Below are 17,020 nucleotides of genomic sequence, written 5' to 3'. Positions count from 1 at the left end.
GATATCGCGAGCGGGGAAACCTCCCAGCCCAACCCGACGGGCCGAAAGCAGTTCAACCGATGCAGGCGAGTCAACCGGGATGACTGGCATGAACGCATTCAGGATATTGCTTGAAACCCAGCCGCTACTGACGCTCTTTGTGACGGTGGCGCTAGGCTATGTGATGGGCGAAATCAGTATCAAGGGCGTGTCGCTCGGGTCCGGCGCCGTGCTGTTCGTCGGTCTCGCGCTCGGCGGGTGGGCGCCCAGATCCGCTCCGCCTGCACTGCTCGGCACGCTCGGGCTGCTGCTGTTTCTTTACGGAATCGGCATTCAATACGGCGAGCAGTTTTTCAAGGGCTTGAGCAGCACCGATGGGCTCAAGGCCAATGCCGCGGCCGCATTAGGCGTGCTCGGCGCGGGCTTTGTCTCCATCGCCTTGGTGCCGCTATTCGGGGTGGGGCTCGATCAGGCGCTCGGCATGTTCGCCGGGTCCGGCACCAGCACCGCGAGCCTGCAAGCCGCCATGGCCGCATTGAAAAGCGACGGGGCCACGGTCGGCTATAGCGTTTCGTATCCGTTCGGCGTGGCTGGTCCGATTCTCTTTCTGTACGCGCTCAGCACACTGCTCAAGCCGAATATCGCGCCGCCTCCGCCCAAGATGATCGAGAGCGCGGAAATTGCGCTCAGGAATCCCGCATTCGTTGGCCTGACATTGTCCGATCTCATCGAGCAATTGCCTGACGGGGTTGCCATTGCCGCCGTGCGCCGCGCCCATCACAACCAGCAAGCCGCCCACGATCTCGTTCTGCAACCGGACGACGTGCTGCTCGCAACCGCCGTGAATCCGGCGTTGTTGCTCGAAGCAACGTCGCTGTGTGGCGAGCTTCAGCCGGGGCGCATGATGAGCCATCGCGAGGATCTCGACTATACGCGCGTGTTCGCGTCGAGCCGGCTGGTGGTCGGGCACGCGCTGCGCGACTTGCGCTTTCCCGACGGTGTGGTCTGCTCGATCGCGCATGTTCGCCGGGGCGACGCCGACCTGATGCCCGGCCCGGACCTGATTCTCGAATATGGCGACCGCGTCGGCTTGCTGATCAATCGCGCCAACCTGAAGACCATGCGTGCGTTCTTCGGCGATTCGATCAAGGGCACCGCCGAGCTGAGCTACATATCGATCGGTGTCGGTGCGGCGCTCGGTTTGATTGCCGGCGTGATTCCATTGCCGATTCCGGGCATCGGCCGGATGACGCTCGGCCTCGCCGCGCTGCTGCTGGTGGCGCTGTGCCTCGGCCGGGTGCGGCGCTTCGGGCCGTTCGTCTGGACGATGCCGCTCAGCGCGAATCTGGTGCTGCGCAATTTCGGGCTCACGATCTTTCTCGCCCAGGTGGGGATTGCGTCCGGGCCAAAATTCTTCGCGACAGTCGGTGCGACGGGGATGTCCTTTCTGCTCTATGGGGCGGCGATCCTGCTCGCACTGGTGATCATCACGGCGGCGTGCTGCCTGTGGATTTTCCGGTTACCGTTCGACATGGCGGTTGGGGTCATCAGCGGAGCAACGGGGAATCCGGCGATTCTCGCGTTTGCCAATCGCGTTGCGCCGACGGATCGCCCGGATGTCGGTTACGCGATGATTTTTCCCTCGATGACGATTCTGAAAATTTTATTTGTGGAGATCGCGATCGTCTTGAGCCACGGATAGCGAGCCGTGAATCTTGCGCGCCCAGGCGCGAACTTTTGTTCCGGAGACAGTTGATGGACATAGCCGTATTTAGCGCGAAGCCCTACGATCGCCAGTTTCTCGATGCGGCGAATGCGGATCAGGGTCATCGGCTCAGGTATCTGGATGATCCGCTCGATGCGGACACCGTGGGGCTGGCCGCAGGCTATCGCGGGGTCTGCATCTTTGTGAACGACAAGGCCGACGCCGGCGTCCTCGAAGCGCTGGCGCGCGGCGGCACGCAGCTTGTCGCGTTGCGCTGCACGGGCTTTAACAACGTCGATCTGAAGGCCGCCAAAGATCTGGGCATCAAGGTCGTGCGCGTGGTCGACTACTCGCCCAACTCGGTCGCCGAGCACGCGGTGGCGTTGTTGATGGCGATCGACCGCAAGGTGCATCGGGCCTACAACCGCACGCGGGATTTCAACTTCACGCTGGACGGCTTGATGGGTTTCGATCTGTGCGGCAAGACGGTCGCTGTGATCGGCACGGGCAAGATCGGTCGCGTGTTCGCACGCATCATGGTGGGATTCGGCTGCAATGTGATTGGCTACGACGCGTTTCCTTCGCCGGAATTCGAGGCCTTGGGCGGCCGCTATGCGGGCGTGAGCGAAATTGGCGCGAACGCCGACATCGTCTCGTTGCATTGTCCGTTGACGCCGCAGACCTATCACATCATCAATGCCGACATGCTGGCCCGCGCGAAGCGGGGCGCGTTGCTCATCAACACGAGCCGCGGTGGACTGATCGACACGGAAGCGGTGATCGGCGCGCTCAGGAGCGGGCAATTGGGCGGACTGGCGATCGACGTCTACGAGCAGGAGGCGGATGTTTTCTTCCGCGATCTTTCCGGCACGATCGTCGACGACGATGTGCTACAGCGTCTCATGACGTTTCCGAACGTGATCGTGACGGGGCATCAGGCGTTCCTGACGCGTGAGGCCGTATCGACGATCTGCGAAACGACCTTGCGCAGCATCACGGAATTCGAGACCGGGCAGCCGCTAACGAACGAAATCAGCGCTAGCTGAGCGCGACTGCGCAAGCCAGGGCACGCGTGCAATGCACTAGCTTGCGCGCGCCGTCTTTTCATTAGACAAATAAACCGGCTCAATAGAAAATCGATCACGTTTAAATTGACTTGAATAATCATGCTCGATAAATGGCTGCCGAATATTAAAGCGGGCTTATTCGATATCGCTCTGTGCGCCGTATGCGGCCTCGTGATTTCGCAGTTGCTGTTGTGGCTCGGCGCAACGGATTCGCACGCAGCGGCAACGCTGGCAGGCGCGACTGCAGCCCCGCCGCTCGCGCTGCTGATTCTGCGCAGCCGGGGCAGAACGCAGTTCTTCACCCCTCGCCGCTGACGCGCGCATTCACCCAAACGTCAAACCGCCAGGCACAAGGCTTTCGACTCCCCCACGCCCCGCACGTCGCGCCCGCGCGACTGTCACACCCAGCCGATTGACGAAGCAGTTCTCTGCACCGACTGCTACCGCCCACGCACCAACGTTCCCCAGGCCCGCCGCTACGAGCAAGTTTTTCCTTTTTTGGCAAACGTTTGCAGGTCAACTATCAAGTTGGCGTAAAAATGGCCGAAAACGCGCATGTAGCCCTGCAACTCTGGAGACTGAGACGTGAAGCGCGTTGCCTTTTTACTCGCCGTACTTGCCGTGACAGGTTGCGCGCAAATGCATCCGGCCGATTCGGCACAGGCCGACAAGCCGGGCGTCTCGGGCGCGATCCTGCGCTTCGACATTCCTGCCGATGCTCTGGGAGCCCACGATCCGCAACTGAGCGCCGTGCTCGCCAAGGCAGGCGCGCTGGCGGCTGCGCAGAAGCGTCCGACCGTCATTCGCGTGACCGCGCTCGGCCAGGATCTTCGCTACATCAACGAATCGATCTGGAAGGGCGTGCCGGTGCACTCGAGCAACAAGCCGGTGCTGGAAAACCTCACGGCCGGCGCGAACCAGACGTACAGCGTGTCGATCGAGCCGCTGCAATCGGGAGGCTGACGAGATGCGCATGATTGCTTTTGCGGCTGCCGCGTGTCTGGTCTCCACGGCGGCCTGGGCGGGTCAGTCGGAGGCTGCGGGCACGAGTCTGCAGACCTCGACGGGCTTCACGGCTTCGCCCGCTACCGACAAGGTTTATCCCCCGCTGCCTACGCTCGCGATGCTGCCGCCCCCGGGCAGCGATGACGACGATGCGCCCGTGGCGCGCGCGTCGTCGCGCAGCAAGAAGAAGCTGCGCCAGCATGACGTACGGCCCGTCGGCCCGACGGCGCGGCTCGTGGTGTCCGATGCGTCGCGCACCTATCTCAAGGACATCGAGCATCAACTCGATGTTGCATTGGCGCACTGACGCTAGATCAGGAGAGCGGACCCATGCCTGAAAACCTGTCCCGAGCGTCGCGGCGCGCATGTAGGCGTGCCCTCGGCGTGCTGGCCCTTGCGGCTGCGGCCTTCGGCGTTGCGTCGGCGCAAGCCGCCACGACCGATAACGACTGCTTCGAAAAAGCGGGCGCGTATCAGGGCGTCAACCCGCTCGTGCTGCGTGCGGTTGCGTGGCGCGAGTCGAAAGGCGACGCTTCGGCGGTGAACCGCAATACCAACGGTTCGATCGACGTCGGCCAGGCGCAGATCAATTCGATTCATTTCTCGGAACTGGCGCGCCAGGGCATTCCGCATCGCGCGTTGACCGATCCCTGCGTGAATATCTTCGTGGCCGCGTGGCTACTCAAGCAGAAGATGGTGCGTTACGGCAATACGTGGCGCGCGATCGGCGCGTATCACTCGGAGTCGCCCGGCGAGCGCGATGCTTACGCCCGCAGCATTCAGGCGATTCTCGTGAGCTGGGGGCAGTTGCAGCCTGCGCATTGAAGGGACCGGCGCGCCTGGGCGGGCCGGTCCTGCACGTCTAACTTGCTACCCGTGAGCGATTAACCTGCCAACGTCGCGTTCAGCGTGATCTTCGCGTTATTGGCGAACAGCTTCGACACCGGGCAGTTTTCCTTCGCGCCCGTCGCGAGCTTTTCGAAGGTCGCCTGATCGATGCCCGGAATCTTCGCGGTCATGTCGAGCTGGCAGGCCGTAATCGAAAAGCCTTCGCCCACTTTTTCGAGCGTGACCGTGGATTTCGTTTCGATGCTCTCGGCCTTGAAACCCGCTTCGGTGAGAAAGAGCGAAAACGCCATCGTGAAGCAGCCCGCATGGGCGGCGCCGATCAGTTCTTCGGGATTGGTGCCGGGGCCGCCTTCGAAGCGCGAGGCGAAGCCATAGGGCGCGTCCCGCAGCACGCCGGTCTGGGTCGAGATGCTGCCCTGGCCGTCCTTGATGCCGCCATGCCATTTGGCGCTTGCCGTCTTTTGCATGATGTCTCTCCGCGATGGGGTTGGGGGAAGTGCAGGGCGCGCAAGCGGCATGCCGTGCTGGCGACGACCCCGCGAGTCAAGATTAATCGACCGATTTATTGTTTGACGCCGCCCGAGTACCAGAGCGCGGCCGCGTCGATCTCGTCGGGTGTCATGTTGCGCGCGATGTTGCGCATCTGCTCGGAAATATCGTTGTGGCGCGTGCCGTTCGCGAAAGCCGCGAGCTGCGCCTTCGTATAAGCCACCGGCAAGCCGTCGAGCCACGGGCTGCCCACCTTGCTGTCCACGCCGCCGTGGCACGCGGCGCAAGCCGGAATATTGCGCAGCGGCGCGCCGTGCGCGACGATCGCGGGCGCATCGCCATGCAAATGCGCGACCGGTTCGAGCGAGGCGTAATAGGCCGCGAGATCGCGCATGTCCTGATCGGAAAGATTCTGCGCCATCGGCGACATCACGGCGCTCTGGCGCGCGCCGCTCTGAAAATCGAGCAATTCCTTGTAGACCACGCTCGCAAATTGTCCCGCGAGATTCGGCGAATTCGCGTCGCTCATGCCGCGCGGGCCGTGGCACATCGTACAGCGCAGCGAGAGCGTGGCGCCGCGTCCGATCGAGAGGCTGGTGGCGTCGTCGAGCATGTGCGGCGCGAGTTCGACCGTGCTGACCTTGTAGCCGGGCGAGACCGTCGCGCTCGCCTGATACCACTGGCGCGGCACGCCCGCGGCGCTGCAGATCGCATTCCACAGGCCCTGGAATTGCGGATCGCTCTGCGCCGAAGGCAGCCAGACGAAGCCGATCAACGCGGAGACCACGAGCACGCCTATCGTCGCGCCGACGCTCGCGCGAAACCAGACGTTGCGTAACGAGAACAGGCGTTCGTCGCTCATCGCGGCGCTCCGATCGGGATGGCGGGCACGGCCGTATCCGGGGTTGCGAGCAACTGGGCGATCGGGTAGCCGTAATTGGCGACCGTGAGCGCGACCATCAGCACGATCCACAGCGCGAAGCTGTTGAGCGCGACGGGCAGCGTCGGCGATTCGTGCACGGGGGTGCTGAAGCGGTATTCCTCGGCGGGCTGGATGGCGCTGCGATGACCTTGCAGCAGCACCACGAAGAACAGCACGACGGAAATCACGAGTATCAGACCGCCGATGGCCGAGATCGTCACAAGGCTCGCCTGCGCCGCCAGCGCGGGATCGCTGTAATCGAAATAGGCCATGCGGCGCGGCATGCCGAGCAGGCCGACCATGTGCCACGGAAACGTCGTCACGATCATGCCGATGAACCACAGCCACAACTGCCAGCGCATGAGCCGCCAGTTGGTGAGCGCGCGGCCCGTGAGTTGCGGCCACAGATCGTAGGCAATGGCGAAATACATGATGACGATCGCGCCGCCGTAGATCAGGTGAAAGTGGCCCGTGACCCATTGCGTGTTGTGGATCGGCTGGTCGAGCTGGTAGCTCATGTTGATGAGGCCGCCCGCGCCGCCGAAGCCGAGCATCACGAACGAAAACGCCAGCGCGAGCATCTGCGGGTTGTGCCACGGCAGCTTCGCGATCCAGCCGAATACGCCTTGCCCGCCGCGCAGTCGTCCTGCGATTTCGACCGACGCGCAGATCGTGAAGACCGTGAGCAACGTAGGCACTGCCACGAGCGCCGTGAACACCGATTGCAGGAACTTGAAGCCCGCGCCCACCTGCGGATCGGTGAACAGATGGTGCAGGCCGATCGGCATCGCCACCACGAGGAACAGGATGAACGAGATGCGCGCCATCGAATCGCTATAGAGACGCCCGCCGATCGCACGCGGAATGATCGTGTAATAGGCGATATAGGCGGGCATCAGCCAGAAGTAGACGATGGCGTGCAGCGTCCACGAAAAGAACACGCGCGCGAGGCCCGCGTCGATGGTGTTGCGCCAGCCCAGCGCCACGGGCAGGATCTGGAACAGCACTTCGATGGCCGCGCCCACGGCCGTCCAGCCCCATAGATACGCGCCCGCCGTGGTCGCGAACATCGCCAGCGGCACGGGCTTGCCGCGATTGTCGCGCTTCCATGCCGCGAGATTCACGCTCATCAGCGCGACCCAGACCCACGAGCCGACCACCACGAGCACCACGCCGATGTAATAGAACACGTTGCCGATCATCGGCGGATAGAAGGTGTAGAGCACCGAGGCGCGGCCGAGCGCGACCGGCACCGATGCCGTGACCGAGCCGAGCGCGAGCAGGATGAAGCCGAGCCACGCGAAGCGCACGCCCACGAGCGGCCGCTTGAGCGCCAGCTCGCTCACCGCGTAACCAAAGCCCATGGCGACGAGCGTGGGGAACGCATAGCCCATGACGGTGCCGTGCTCGGTGACCGACCGGTAATATAGTTCGGGGTCCTTAAGCCACGGATGCAGCGGGCTGCGCACGAGCATCTGCCACGCGCCGAGCAGGAGCGCCACGCCGAACAGCACGAACGCGAGCCAGAAGTGGGCGAGCACGAGTCGCTTGTTATTTAACACAGCTCAGTCTCCCCGAATGGTTCTCCGGCAGGGCCGCCATCTGCATGAAGCTGGCGCGATCGACCACTTTTACATGCGCCCACATGCCCTGATGGCCGGTGCCGCAATACTCGTGGCAAGGCATCAGGTGATCGCCGGGCTGCGCGAAGGTCGTGCGGAACGTGGAGACATAGCCCGGCTCGACCATCGAATTGAGGTTGGTGTCGGTGACGAGAAAGCCGTGCACGACATCGGCGCTGGTGGCGCGAAAGGTGATGGGCACGCCCGCGGGCACCACGATGCATTGCGGCGTGAACGAGTACTGCTGCGCGAGCACGCGCACCGTGACGGAGCCGTCCGGCTCGAGCGCGCTGCCCAGGTTGGTTTCGACGAATTCGCCCGAGACGTGCAGCGTTTCCGGGTTGATGGTCTCGACGCGCGAAGGCGGCATCATGGCCCAGTGCAGGCCGGTGAAGACCACCATCGCCACCAGCACGAGAACGAGCGCGACCATGAGCGTGGCCCAGCGGCGCTCCACGCGTGCGGCGACTTCTGCGCTGGCATGGGGATCGGTTGAATGCGATGACATGAGGGCGGTTCGCGCAGGCTAGGGGTTACTGGATCACGCCGCGAGGCAGGAATACCAGGAAGTAAAAGGCGAACCAGAGCGCGATCACGATGCCAGTGGAAATGCTCGCGAGCGCGAGCGCGCCGCTCGGGCCCTGGCGCACGATCTCGTCGACCTGCTCGTGCTGGGGACGCTCGCCGGGTTGTTCGGGAACGGGGGTTTCGATCATCGCGGCCTCGTTTCAGAAAAGCGGCGCCGAGCGCAGCGCATTGACTTCCTTCACGGACACCGGCGCGCCGTGATTGCCCCACGCGGTGCGGATATAGGTGACCACGGCGGCCACTTCCTCGTCGGAGAGCGATTGCGCGAAGGGCGGCATGCCATAGGGCATCGGATTCTTTCTCGTGCCCGGCGCGTAACCGCCGTTGAGCACCATGCGGATGGGGTTCACCGCCGAATTCATCTGGATCGACTGGTTGTTCGCGAGCGGCGGGAAATGCGGCAGCTTCCCCTGGCCTTCGGTGGCGTGGCACACGGCGCACTGCGCTTCGTAGATCTTCTTGCCGAGCGGCGCGAGGCGGTTGGCTTCCTCGGTCACGAACTGGCTCTTGGGCGACGTATCCACTTCGCCCGAATGGCCCGGCAGCGACTTCAGATAGACGGCCACGGCGCGCACGTCGTCTTCGCTCAGGTACTGGAAGCTGTCGTAGACGACTTCGGCCATCGGCCCGTACACGGCGCCGCGATTCGACACGCCTGCGTGCAGCAGGTCGACGATATCGTCGATGCTCCAGTCGCCGAGACCCGCCTCCTTGTTCGAGGTGAGCGAAGGCGCGTACCAGTTCTGCAGCGGAATCAGTCCGCCCTGGAATTCCTTGGAGGCGGAGTTGCCTCCCAGCGCGTTGATCTCCGTATGGCACATCGTGCAATGGCCGAGCCCTTCGACCAGATACGCGCCGCGATTCCATTCGACCGATTGCTTCGGATCGGGCTTGAATTCGCCCGAGCGGAAGAACAGCGCGCGCCAGCCGAGCAGCAGCGAGCGCTGGTTATACGGAAAGCGCAGCGTGTGGGCGCGATTGGGCTGATGCACGGGCGGCGTGGAGATCAGGTAGGCGTAGATCGCGTCGGAATCGGCGCGCGTGACCTTGGTGTACGAGGCGAACGGCATCGCGGGATAGAGCAGCGTGCCGTCGCGCGATTTGCCTTCGTGCAGCATGCGGTAGAACTCGTCGGCGCTCCACGCGCCGATGCCGAACGCCTTGTCGGAGGAGATATTCGGCGTATAGAGCGTGCCGAATGGCGTCTCCATCGGCCGGCCGCCGCCGAACATCTTTTGCGACGGCACGGTGTGGCAGGCGATGCAGTCGCCCGCGCGCGCGAGGTATTCGCCGCGCGCGACCTGCAGGGCGTGGGCGTCCGTGGGCTTGGCATTCGCCGTGGCCGTCGCGGCGGCTGCGCTGGCGGCGTCGGCCGCGTTGGCGGAGGGCGCGCCGGATTGCGCCTGTGCGCCGAGCACCACGGCCAGCAGCGCAATGCCAGGCATCAGGCGGATGAGGGATCGAAGTCTGCGCACGTCGAGGCCTCGGCTAGTTGGGGACGCTGCCGCAGGCGAGCGGCAAAGGCGAGGGCGCGGCGGGCGTCGGATCGGCAGGCGCGGGTTGCGCGGCGAGCCACGCCGCGATGGCCGTGATGTCGCGCTCGGCCAGGTGCGAGGCGATGTCGTGCATGCAGTCAGGGCTCGCGGCGCGGCGCGTGCCGTAGCGGAACGCGCCCAGTTGCGCGCTGATGTACTCCGCGTGCAGGCCCAGCAAGCCGGGAATCGCGGGTTGCATGCCGGTGAGCGAGGCGCCGTGGCAGGCCGCGCAGGCAGGCACGTTGCGGTTGGGCGCGCCGTTCGTCACGAGCGACTTGCCGAGCGCGAGCAGGGCGGCGTCGACCTTGGGCGTAGCGGGCGGCGGATAGGGCGGGTGCTGTTGCGCGAAGAAATCGGCGATCTGCTTGAGGTAGGCGTCGGGCAGGTACGCGAGCAGGTAGTTCATCGGCGGATAGCTGCGGCCGCCGTCACGAAACGCGATCAGCTGGTTGTAGAGATAGCCTGCGGGCTTGCCGGAAAGGCGCGGAAAGTAGTCGTTGTCGGTGCCTTCGCCATGCGCGCCGTGGCACGCGGCGCAGCCCATCACGCGGGCTTGCATCGTGTCGGGCGCGCGCTCGGCGGGCGGCGCCGCCAGGGGCAACGCGCCAGGCAGCGCGAGCGCAAGGACGCAGAGGACAACGCGGACGAAGCGATTTCTCAATGATTCCCTCGGTGCGGATTGTGGCGGTGCTGGAACACTCAAGCGGCAAACACAAACGCGATGCGATTCGGTATCAGTTGAGGCGTCGTCCGGTGTGGGGCAAGGCAGTCCGGCGCGCATCCTCTGCGACGGATTATGAGGAAAAATAGAATCCGCCGTGGTGAAGGTGTGCAGCGCAATGCGGCGGTTTCTTTACGTTTAACCCTTGAAAAGCGATGTTTGCTAACGCGAGCGAAGCTTTCGGGCTCGACTGGTCGCTGGCAATTAATATGGATTCCATATTAAATTTCAGCGTCAGGAACCTCCTGTCACGTTGATGTCATCCGGGCGGCGCGTATCGTCGAAGGCAGGGAGCCAGTCGGGTTGTCGGATGTCTTTGTTTGTCCCGCGCCCTGCGGCTAATGCCCGCAGGGGTTTGAGCAAGACCCGACCGCTCGTGCGGTTGTCCGACGACGTATAATGGAGCGAAATCCGCATACCAAGGAGGGGACGATGGCCGATTCGCTCGCCGCGCCCATACCCACCCGCACGCCCCGTAATCGCAATCTCGCCGAACACGTCGTCAGCTACGTCAACGAGCAGATTGCGTCGCGCGCCATCAAACCCGGCGACAAGTTGCCGACCGAAAGCAGTCTCATGACGCTGCTGGGCGTGAGCCGCACCGTCGTGCGCGAGGCCATTTCGCGCTTGCAGGCCATGTCGGTGATCGAGACGCGTCACGGCATCGGCAGCTTCGTGCTGGAGCCGCGCCGCGAGCCGCTCGATCTCGACGTCGTGCCCGCGAGCACGCTCAACGATCTGCTGTCCGTGCTCGAATTGCGTATCAGCCTTGAAACCGAATGCGCAGGGCTCGCCGCGCAGCGCGCGAGCGAGCGCGATCTCGCGAATATCCGCACGGCGCTCGATGCGATCTCGGCGGCGACGCGCGCGGGCGGCGACAGTGCGGGCGCGGATCTGCAATTTCATGTGTCGGTGGCGCGCGCCACGGGCAACCGCTATTTCGTCGATATCCTCACGCAGATGGGCGCGGCGCTGATTCCACGCCATCGCATCGACTCGGCCGGGATCGCGCACAGCGATCCGCGCGCCTATGCCGAGTTGGTGAATCGCGAACACGAAAGCATCTTCGAAGCCATCGCGCGTCACGATCCCGAAAGCGCACGCGCGGCGATGCGCATGCATCTGTCGAGCAGCCGCGAGCGGCTGCGCCGTGCGGCGACGGCCGCGGGAGAAACGGCCTGAGCGTGCCGCTGCGGTACACGAAGGTATAAAAAACAGCGGCTGCGAGATTCACTCGCAGCCGCTGTTTGCGTTTACGCGCAGAGTTTATCCGCGCACCAGTTCGCCATCCTTGCGACGCCACAGCGCAAGTGGATTGTGATCGGCAAGCGCCTCGGGCAGCAGGTCCGCCGGGAAATCCTGGTAGCAGACCGGGCGCAGGAATCGCTCGATCGCGCTCGTGCCCACCGAGGTCGCGCGGCTATCGGAAGTCGCCGGGAACGGGCCGCCGTGGACCATGGCGTGCGTGACTTCCACGCCGGTCGGAAAGCCGTTGACGAGCAGACGTCCCGCCTTGCGTTCGAGGATCGGCACGAGGCGCTTCGCGGCTGCAATGTCGTCGCGGTCCATCTGGATCGTCGCCGTCAACTGGCCTGCGAAGTGTTCCGCTACCGCGAGCAGTTCCGCTTCGTCCTTGCAGCGTACGAGGGTCGAGGCGGGGCCGAACACTTCGTCTTCGAGCGCGGCTTGCGCGAGGAAGGTCTGCGCGTCGGTCACGAAGAGCGCGGCGCACGCCTGGTTCGGGCCACTTTCCGGTTGGCCCTTGGCGAGCGCGTTCACGCCAGGCGTCTGCGCGAGTCGCTGCGTGCCTTGCTCATAGGCCGTGTGGATGCCCGCCGTGAGCATGGTCTGCGCGGGCTTGCCGCCCAACGCCGCCGAAGCGGTTTCAACGAACTGCGTAAGCGCCGGACTGTCGACGGCGATCGCGAGGCCCGGATTCGTGCAGAACTGGCCCGCACCGAGCACCAGCGAATCGACGAAACCCTGCGCGATGGCCGCGCCGCGCGCGGCGAGTGCCTGCGGCAGCAGAAACACCGGGTTGATGCTGCTCATCTCCGCATAGACGGGAATCGGCTCGCGGCGCTGCGCGGCGATCTGCATGAGCGCCGTGCCGCCCGCGCGCGAGCCGGTGAACCCCACGGCCTTGATGGCCGGATGCGCGACGAGGGCCTCGCCCACAGTGCGTCCCGCGCCAACGATCAGCGAGAACACGCCTTCGGGCAGGCCCATGTCCTTGACGGCCTGCTGGATCACGCGGCCCACCATCTCCGAGGTGCCGAGATGCGCGCCGTGCGCCTTCACGACCACGGGGCAGCCCGCGGCGAGCGCCGCCGCCGTGTCGCCGCCCGAGACCGAGAACGCCAGCGGGAAATTGCTCGCGCCGAAAACCGCGACCGGGCCGACGGCGATCTTTTGCAGGCGCAGATCGGAACGCGGCAGCGGCTTGCGCTCGGGCAGGGCGGAATCGAGCGTTGCCGTGAGCCACAGACCTTGGCGGACTTCCTGCGCGAACAGGCGCAATTGGCCGACGGTGCGGCCGCGCTCGCCTTCCAGGCGCGCCTTCGGCAGGCCGGTTTCCGCGTGCGCGCGTTCGGTGAGCGCGTCGCCGAGCGCGGCGATGCCGTCCGCGATGCGGTCGAGGAAGGCGGCGCGCGTGGCGAGCGGGGCGCTGCGATACGTGTCGAAAGCCGCAGCGGCCAGTTCGCAGGCTTGCGCGACGTTCTCGACGGTGCCGCTGCCGAAGACCGGCGCGGGGATGTCCTCGCCGGTGGCGGGGTTGAAGGCCAGTAGCGGCTTGTCCGAGCCACGCACGGCGCGGCCTCCAATGAGCATGTCGCCGGTGATCTGCATGTCGTCTCCTGCTGGGGTTGCGTGATATACGTCATCGTACAACATATCATGCGCGGGAAACAACCGTTCCGTGTGTGTGCCTGATTAGCCTATAGGATCCGCACGTTTCATTGAAGTGGCGTGACGTGGTCGTCCATTTTATAGGACGTCGTACATCACCGACTTTTCGCCCGCTTCGCGAAATAATCCAGCGCGAAATCCCGAAAGCGCTCGACGGCGGGCGTGTTCTGTTCCTCGTTCCAGGCGAGATCGAGGTCGGCGTGGGCGTCGGCGCTCCAGAGCGGGCGGAACACCACGTCGCGAAAACCCAGTTCCTGCGCCGAGGCGGGCACGATCGCCACGCCCAACCCCGCGCGCACGAGCGCCACGATGCTGTGCGTCTGGTCGATGAACTGCACGTGCCGCACGCGCACGCCCGCCGCATTGAACAGGCCCGCGATGCGGTCGTGAAAGTATTTGCCGCCATCGGGGGAATACATCACAAAGGCCTCGTCCTCCAGATCGCGCGCGGCGATCGTGCGGCGCTTCGCGAGCCGGTGGGCGGCGGGCAGGGCGGCCATCAGCGGTTCGCGCGTGAGCAACTGGAAGGCGAGGCCGCGGCTCGCGAACTGCGCGCGCATGATGCCCAGGTCGATCGCCCGCGTTTCCAGAGCGCGCGTCTGGGCGAGCGAGACCATCTCGCGCAGCACCACGGTAATGCCCGGCAACGCCTCGCGTGCGGCGGCGAGCAGCGCGGGCACCATCTGATAGCCCGAGACGGCCGTGAAGCCGATCGTCACCTGACCCGCATCGCCGCGTGCTACGCGCCGTGCCGAATCGGCGGCCTGGTCGGCCAGACGCAGGATGCGCAGGGCGTCGTCGTAATAGACGCGGCCGGCTTCGGTCATTTTCACGCTGCGGCTGTTGCGCTCGAACAGCACGAGGCCGAGCGCTTCTTCGAGCAGATGGATCTGCCGGCTGAGCGGCGGCTGGGTCATGAACAGACGCGCGGCAGCGCGTCCGAAGTGCAGTTCTTCGGCGACAGCCACGAAGCAGCGCAGGTGATTGAGGTCGACATTCATTTCAATTTGTGTATCGATCGATGCTGAATATAGCTTAGACCGCGATCGATCGCCTGCCTATACTCGACTGCGATTTCACTACTCGATGCGGTGCGCCGCCACGGCGAGCCGCGCCGCTTCATCGTCAAGATCGTCCCGAGGAAACCGCGCATGTCTTTCGAAGTCCTTCTCATCAATCCCGTGATTGCCGCGCTCGACGAAGCGCTGCGCGCCCGTTACACGGTGCACCGTCTCTACGAGCACGCCGACGCCCAGGGCTGGCTGCGCGAGATCGGTGCGCGCATCGACGGTGTGGTGACGGGTGGCGCCTCGGGCATCGGCAACGAGTCGATGGACCGCTTGCCGAAGCTGCGCATCGTCGCGATCAACGGCATCGGCACCGATGCGGTCGATCTCGACTACGCGCGCTCGCGCAACATTCACGTGTCCACCACGCCGGGCGTGCTCACCGACGATGTCGCCGATCTTGCGCTCGGGCTCCTGCTGGCGGCCTGCCGCGGCCTGTGCGTGGGCGACCGCTACGTGCGCGACGGCCAATGGCGCGCGAAGGCGCCGCTGCCGCTCGCGCGCAAGTTCAGCGACATGAAGGTGGGCATCGTCGGGCTTGGCCGCGTGGGCCGTGCCATCGCCGCGCGCGCCGCCGCGTTCAACTGCGCGATTGGCTATACGGATCTGCGCGCGATGCCGGACGTGCCGTGGCGCTACGTGGGCGACCTGCACACGCTCGCGAGCGAAAGCGATGCGCTGGTGCTGGCCGCGTCCGCCGATGACGCCGAAGGTATCGTCGATGCCCACATTCTCGATGCGCTGGGTCGCGACGGCTGGCTCGTCAACGTGGCGCGCGGCAAGCTCGTCAACGAGGCGGATCTGGTGCGCGCGCTGGTGGAAAAGCGCATCGCGGGCGCGGGTCTCGATGTGTTCGTAGACGAGCCCAACGTGCCCGAGGCTCTGTTCGCGCTGCCCAATGTCGTGCTGCAGCCGCATCGCGCGAGCGCCACGGTGCAGACGCGCGAGGCGATGGCGAAGATCGTGCTGGAGAGTCTCGAGGCGAGTTTCGCGGGGCGGCGCCCCGACACCAGCGTGACCTGAGTCCACACGCGCTAGGCGCAATTGCACGCATGAGCGTGCAACGAAAACCCATCCCGGAACAGGGAGGAGACACATGAAAGCCTTTGATATAGCCGCCGCGAAACCGGCGGTGGAGCAGGCCCGCGTCGGCCACTTCCGCTATGCCATCCTCGGCCTGATTTTCTGCATCACCGTCCTCAATTACGCCGATCGCGCGACGCTCTCGATCGCCGGCACCTTCGTCGCCCGCGACCTGGGTCTCACGCCTGCCGCGCTCGGCGTGGTGTTTTCCGCGTTTGGCTGGGCCTATGCGATCGGCCAGATTCCGGGCGGTTGGCTGCTCGACCGCTTCGGCGCGCGCCGCGTCTATGGCGCGAGCATCGTGCTGTGGTCGTGCTTTACGCTAGGGCAGGGCGCGGTGTCGATCTTCGGCTCTGTGGCGGCGGCCACCTCGGCGCTCTTCGTCATGCGCTTCATGCTCGGGCTGGTGGAATCGCCCGCGTTTCCGGGCAACGCGCGCGTGGTGGCGGCGTGGTTTCCGACCGGCGAGCGCGGCACCGCGAGCGCGCTTTTCAATTCCGCGCAGTACCTCGCCGTGGTGATCTTCACGCCGCTCATGGCGTGGCTCACGCACATCTATGGCTGGCATCAGGTGTTCTTTTTCATGGGCGCGCTTGGCCTCGTGGCCGCGTGCGTCTGGTTCGCGACGATGCGCGAGCCGGCATCGCACCCGCGCATGAGCCGCGCAGAACTCGACTATATCGCCGAACGCGGCGCGCTCGTCCAACTGGATAGCAATCTCGCACGCGGCGGCCAAAACCGCCGCCGCTTCACGCGCAAAGAGATCGGCGTGTTGTTCACCAATCGCATGCTGTGGGCGCTCTATATCGGCCAGTACTGCATCACGGCGCTCACGTATTTCTTCATCACCTGGTTCCCGATCTACCTCGTGAAGGAGCGCGGCATGAACATCATGACCGTGGGCTTCGTGGCGGCGCTGCCTGCGATCTGCGGGTTCTCGGGCGGCGTGTTGGGCGGGGCGATCTCGGACTGGCTGATCCGGCGTGGCGTGCCGATGTCGGCGGCGCGCAAGACGCCGTTCATGATCGGCATGGTGCTGGCGACGGCCCTGATTGGCGCGCCGTTCGCCGCCAGCGATACGGCGGTGGTCGTGCTGGTTTCGCTCGCGTTCTTCGGCAAAGGGCTGGGCGCCATCGGCTGGGCCGTGCTCGCGGACGTCGCGCCGCGCGAGATGACGGGCTTGAGCGGCGGGGTGTTCAACGGCATCGGCAACGTGGCGGGCATTGTCACGCCTATCGTGATCGGCTTCGTGGTGGCGACGACGGGCTCGTTCGACCGGGCGCTGTGGTTTGTCGGCGCGCACGGCGTGGTGGCGATGCTGGCGTATGGGCTGCTCGCGGGCACGTTCCGGCGTATCGAACTGCCAGCGGCTTAAAACAACGCCAGTTGTACGATGTCCTATAATTTATAATGCATCATCCGACAGGGGCGCGTAGTGGCTGCAACGCCCTTGTTTCCTATGATCGGTCGGTGAATCA

General features: G+C 65.0%; 18 protein-coding genes. 9 read left to right on the top strand and 9 right to left on the bottom strand.

Translation table 11 applies throughout. The features are described from left to right. Positions 1-88: 88 nt before the first annotated feature. From U5782_RS01540 to U5782_RS01515, 6 genes are all read left to right on the top strand, one after another. Positions 89-1,681 carry an aspartate:alanine exchanger family transporter gene (locus tag U5782_RS01540; protein ID WP_322042103.1) on the top strand — a complete coding sequence of 531 codons (1,593 nt, stop codon included), beginning with the start codon at positions 89-91 and terminating at the stop codon, positions 1,679-1,681. Positions 1,682-1,734: 53 nt separating this feature from the next. Then, complete coding sequence (locus tag U5782_RS01535) at positions 1,735-2,730, top strand: 2-hydroxyacid dehydrogenase (protein WP_322042102.1); 996 nt, start codon at positions 1,735-1,737, stop codon at positions 2,728-2,730. Between the two features lie 120 nt (positions 2,731-2,850). Beyond that, positions 2,851-3,066, top strand: coding sequence for a hypothetical protein (locus U5782_RS01530; RefSeq protein ID WP_322042101.1), 216 nt, complete (start codon positions 2,851-2,853; stop codon positions 3,064-3,066). Positions 3,067-3,390: 324 nt separating this feature from the next. Beyond that, positions 3,391-3,714, top strand: a complete 324-nt coding sequence (locus U5782_RS01525; RefSeq protein WP_322042516.1) for a hypothetical protein — start codon at positions 3,391-3,393, stop codon at positions 3,712-3,714. Between the two features lie 4 nt (positions 3,715-3,718). After that, positions 3,719-4,063 (top strand): hypothetical protein, encoded by a 345-nt coding sequence (locus U5782_RS01520; RefSeq protein ID WP_415914222.1) that lies wholly within the window; start codon positions 3,719-3,721, stop codon positions 4,061-4,063. A 23-nt stretch (positions 4,064-4,086) separates the two neighbouring features. After that, the gene (locus tag U5782_RS01515) at positions 4,087-4,581 is read left to right on the top strand and encodes a lytic transglycosylase domain-containing protein (RefSeq protein WP_322042099.1); all 495 of its coding nucleotides are present in this window, start codon (positions 4,087-4,089) and stop codon (positions 4,579-4,581) included. A gap of 59 nt (positions 4,582-4,640) precedes the next feature. Here U5782_RS01515 and U5782_RS01510 read toward each other — a convergent pair whose 3' ends face one another. From U5782_RS01510 to U5782_RS01480, 7 genes are all read right to left on the bottom strand, one after another. Beyond that, a complete protein-coding gene (locus tag U5782_RS01510) occupies positions 4,641-5,072 on the bottom strand; it encodes an OsmC family protein (protein ID WP_322042098.1) in 432 nt (143 codons plus the stop codon). Between the two features lie 95 nt (positions 5,073-5,167). Further along, the gene (locus U5782_RS01505; RefSeq protein WP_322042097.1) at positions 5,168-5,956 is read right to left on the bottom strand and encodes a c-type cytochrome; all 789 of its coding nucleotides are present in this window, start codon (positions 5,954-5,956) and stop codon (positions 5,168-5,170) included. Continuing rightward, positions 5,953-7,578 carry a b(o/a)3-type cytochrome-c oxidase subunit 1 gene (locus U5782_RS01500; RefSeq protein WP_322042096.1) on the bottom strand — a complete coding sequence of 542 codons (1,626 nt, stop codon included), beginning with the start codon at positions 7,576-7,578 and terminating at the stop codon, positions 5,953-5,955. The genes U5782_RS01505 and U5782_RS01500 overlap by 4 nt, the downstream gene beginning before the upstream one ends. Next, on the bottom strand, positions 7,568-8,146 hold the full coding sequence (locus U5782_RS01495) for a cytochrome C oxidase subunit II (RefSeq protein ID WP_322042095.1): 579 nt from the start codon (positions 8,144-8,146) through the stop codon (positions 7,568-7,570). The genes U5782_RS01500 and U5782_RS01495 overlap by 11 nt, the downstream gene beginning before the upstream one ends. 25 nt (positions 8,147-8,171) lie before the next feature. Continuing rightward, entirely contained in the window at positions 8,172-8,354 is a 183-nt protein-coding gene (locus U5782_RS01490; RefSeq protein WP_322042094.1) for a hypothetical protein, read from the bottom strand. Positions 8,355-8,366: 12 nt separating this feature from the next. Continuing rightward, entirely contained in the window at positions 8,367-9,671 is a 1,305-nt protein-coding gene (locus tag U5782_RS01485; RefSeq protein ID WP_415914239.1) for a c-type cytochrome, read from the bottom strand. A gap of 43 nt (positions 9,672-9,714) precedes the next feature. Further along, complete coding sequence (locus U5782_RS01480; RefSeq protein ID WP_322042515.1) at positions 9,715-10,320, bottom strand: c-type cytochrome; 606 nt, start codon at positions 10,318-10,320, stop codon at positions 9,715-9,717. Between the two features lie 594 nt (positions 10,321-10,914). On the opposite strand from U5782_RS01480, the gene U5782_RS01475 reads away from it, so the two are divergent. Beyond that, entirely contained in the window at positions 10,915-11,664 is a 750-nt protein-coding gene (locus tag U5782_RS01475; RefSeq protein WP_322042092.1) for a FadR/GntR family transcriptional regulator, read from the top strand. 84 nt (positions 11,665-11,748) lie between these two features. On the opposite strand, the gene U5782_RS01470 is transcribed toward U5782_RS01475, so the two are convergent. Both U5782_RS01470 and U5782_RS01465 read right to left on the bottom strand, forming a co-directional pair. Next, positions 11,749-13,332: an aldehyde dehydrogenase (NADP(+)) gene (locus U5782_RS01470; RefSeq protein WP_322042091.1), complete on the bottom strand. Its 1,584-nt coding sequence runs from the start codon at positions 13,330-13,332 to the stop codon at positions 11,749-11,751. 155 nt (positions 13,333-13,487) lie between these two features. Beyond that, positions 13,488-14,393: a LysR family transcriptional regulator gene (locus U5782_RS01465; protein ID WP_322042090.1), complete on the bottom strand. Its 906-nt coding sequence runs from the start codon at positions 14,391-14,393 to the stop codon at positions 13,488-13,490. Positions 14,394-14,543: 150 nt separating this feature from the next. On the opposite strand from U5782_RS01465, the gene U5782_RS01460 reads away from it, so the two are divergent. After that, complete coding sequence (locus tag U5782_RS01460; RefSeq protein ID WP_322042089.1) at positions 14,544-15,482, top strand: 2-hydroxyacid dehydrogenase; 939 nt, start codon at positions 14,544-14,546, stop codon at positions 15,480-15,482. Between the two features lie 73 nt (positions 15,483-15,555). Next, positions 15,556-16,917 (top strand): MFS transporter, encoded by a 1,362-nt coding sequence (locus U5782_RS01455; protein WP_322042088.1) that lies wholly within the window; start codon positions 15,556-15,558, stop codon positions 16,915-16,917. Positions 16,918-17,020 lie beyond the last annotated feature (103 nt).

Origin of the sequence: Paraburkholderia sp. J67 (genome assembly GCF_905220265.1) — a bacterium.
In the GTDB taxonomy this organism is placed as follows: domain Bacteria; phylum Pseudomonadota; class Gammaproteobacteria; order Burkholderiales; family Burkholderiaceae; genus Paraburkholderia.
Note: the sequence above shows the minus strand (reverse complement) of the source record. Positions and strands in the feature narration are given on the sequence as shown.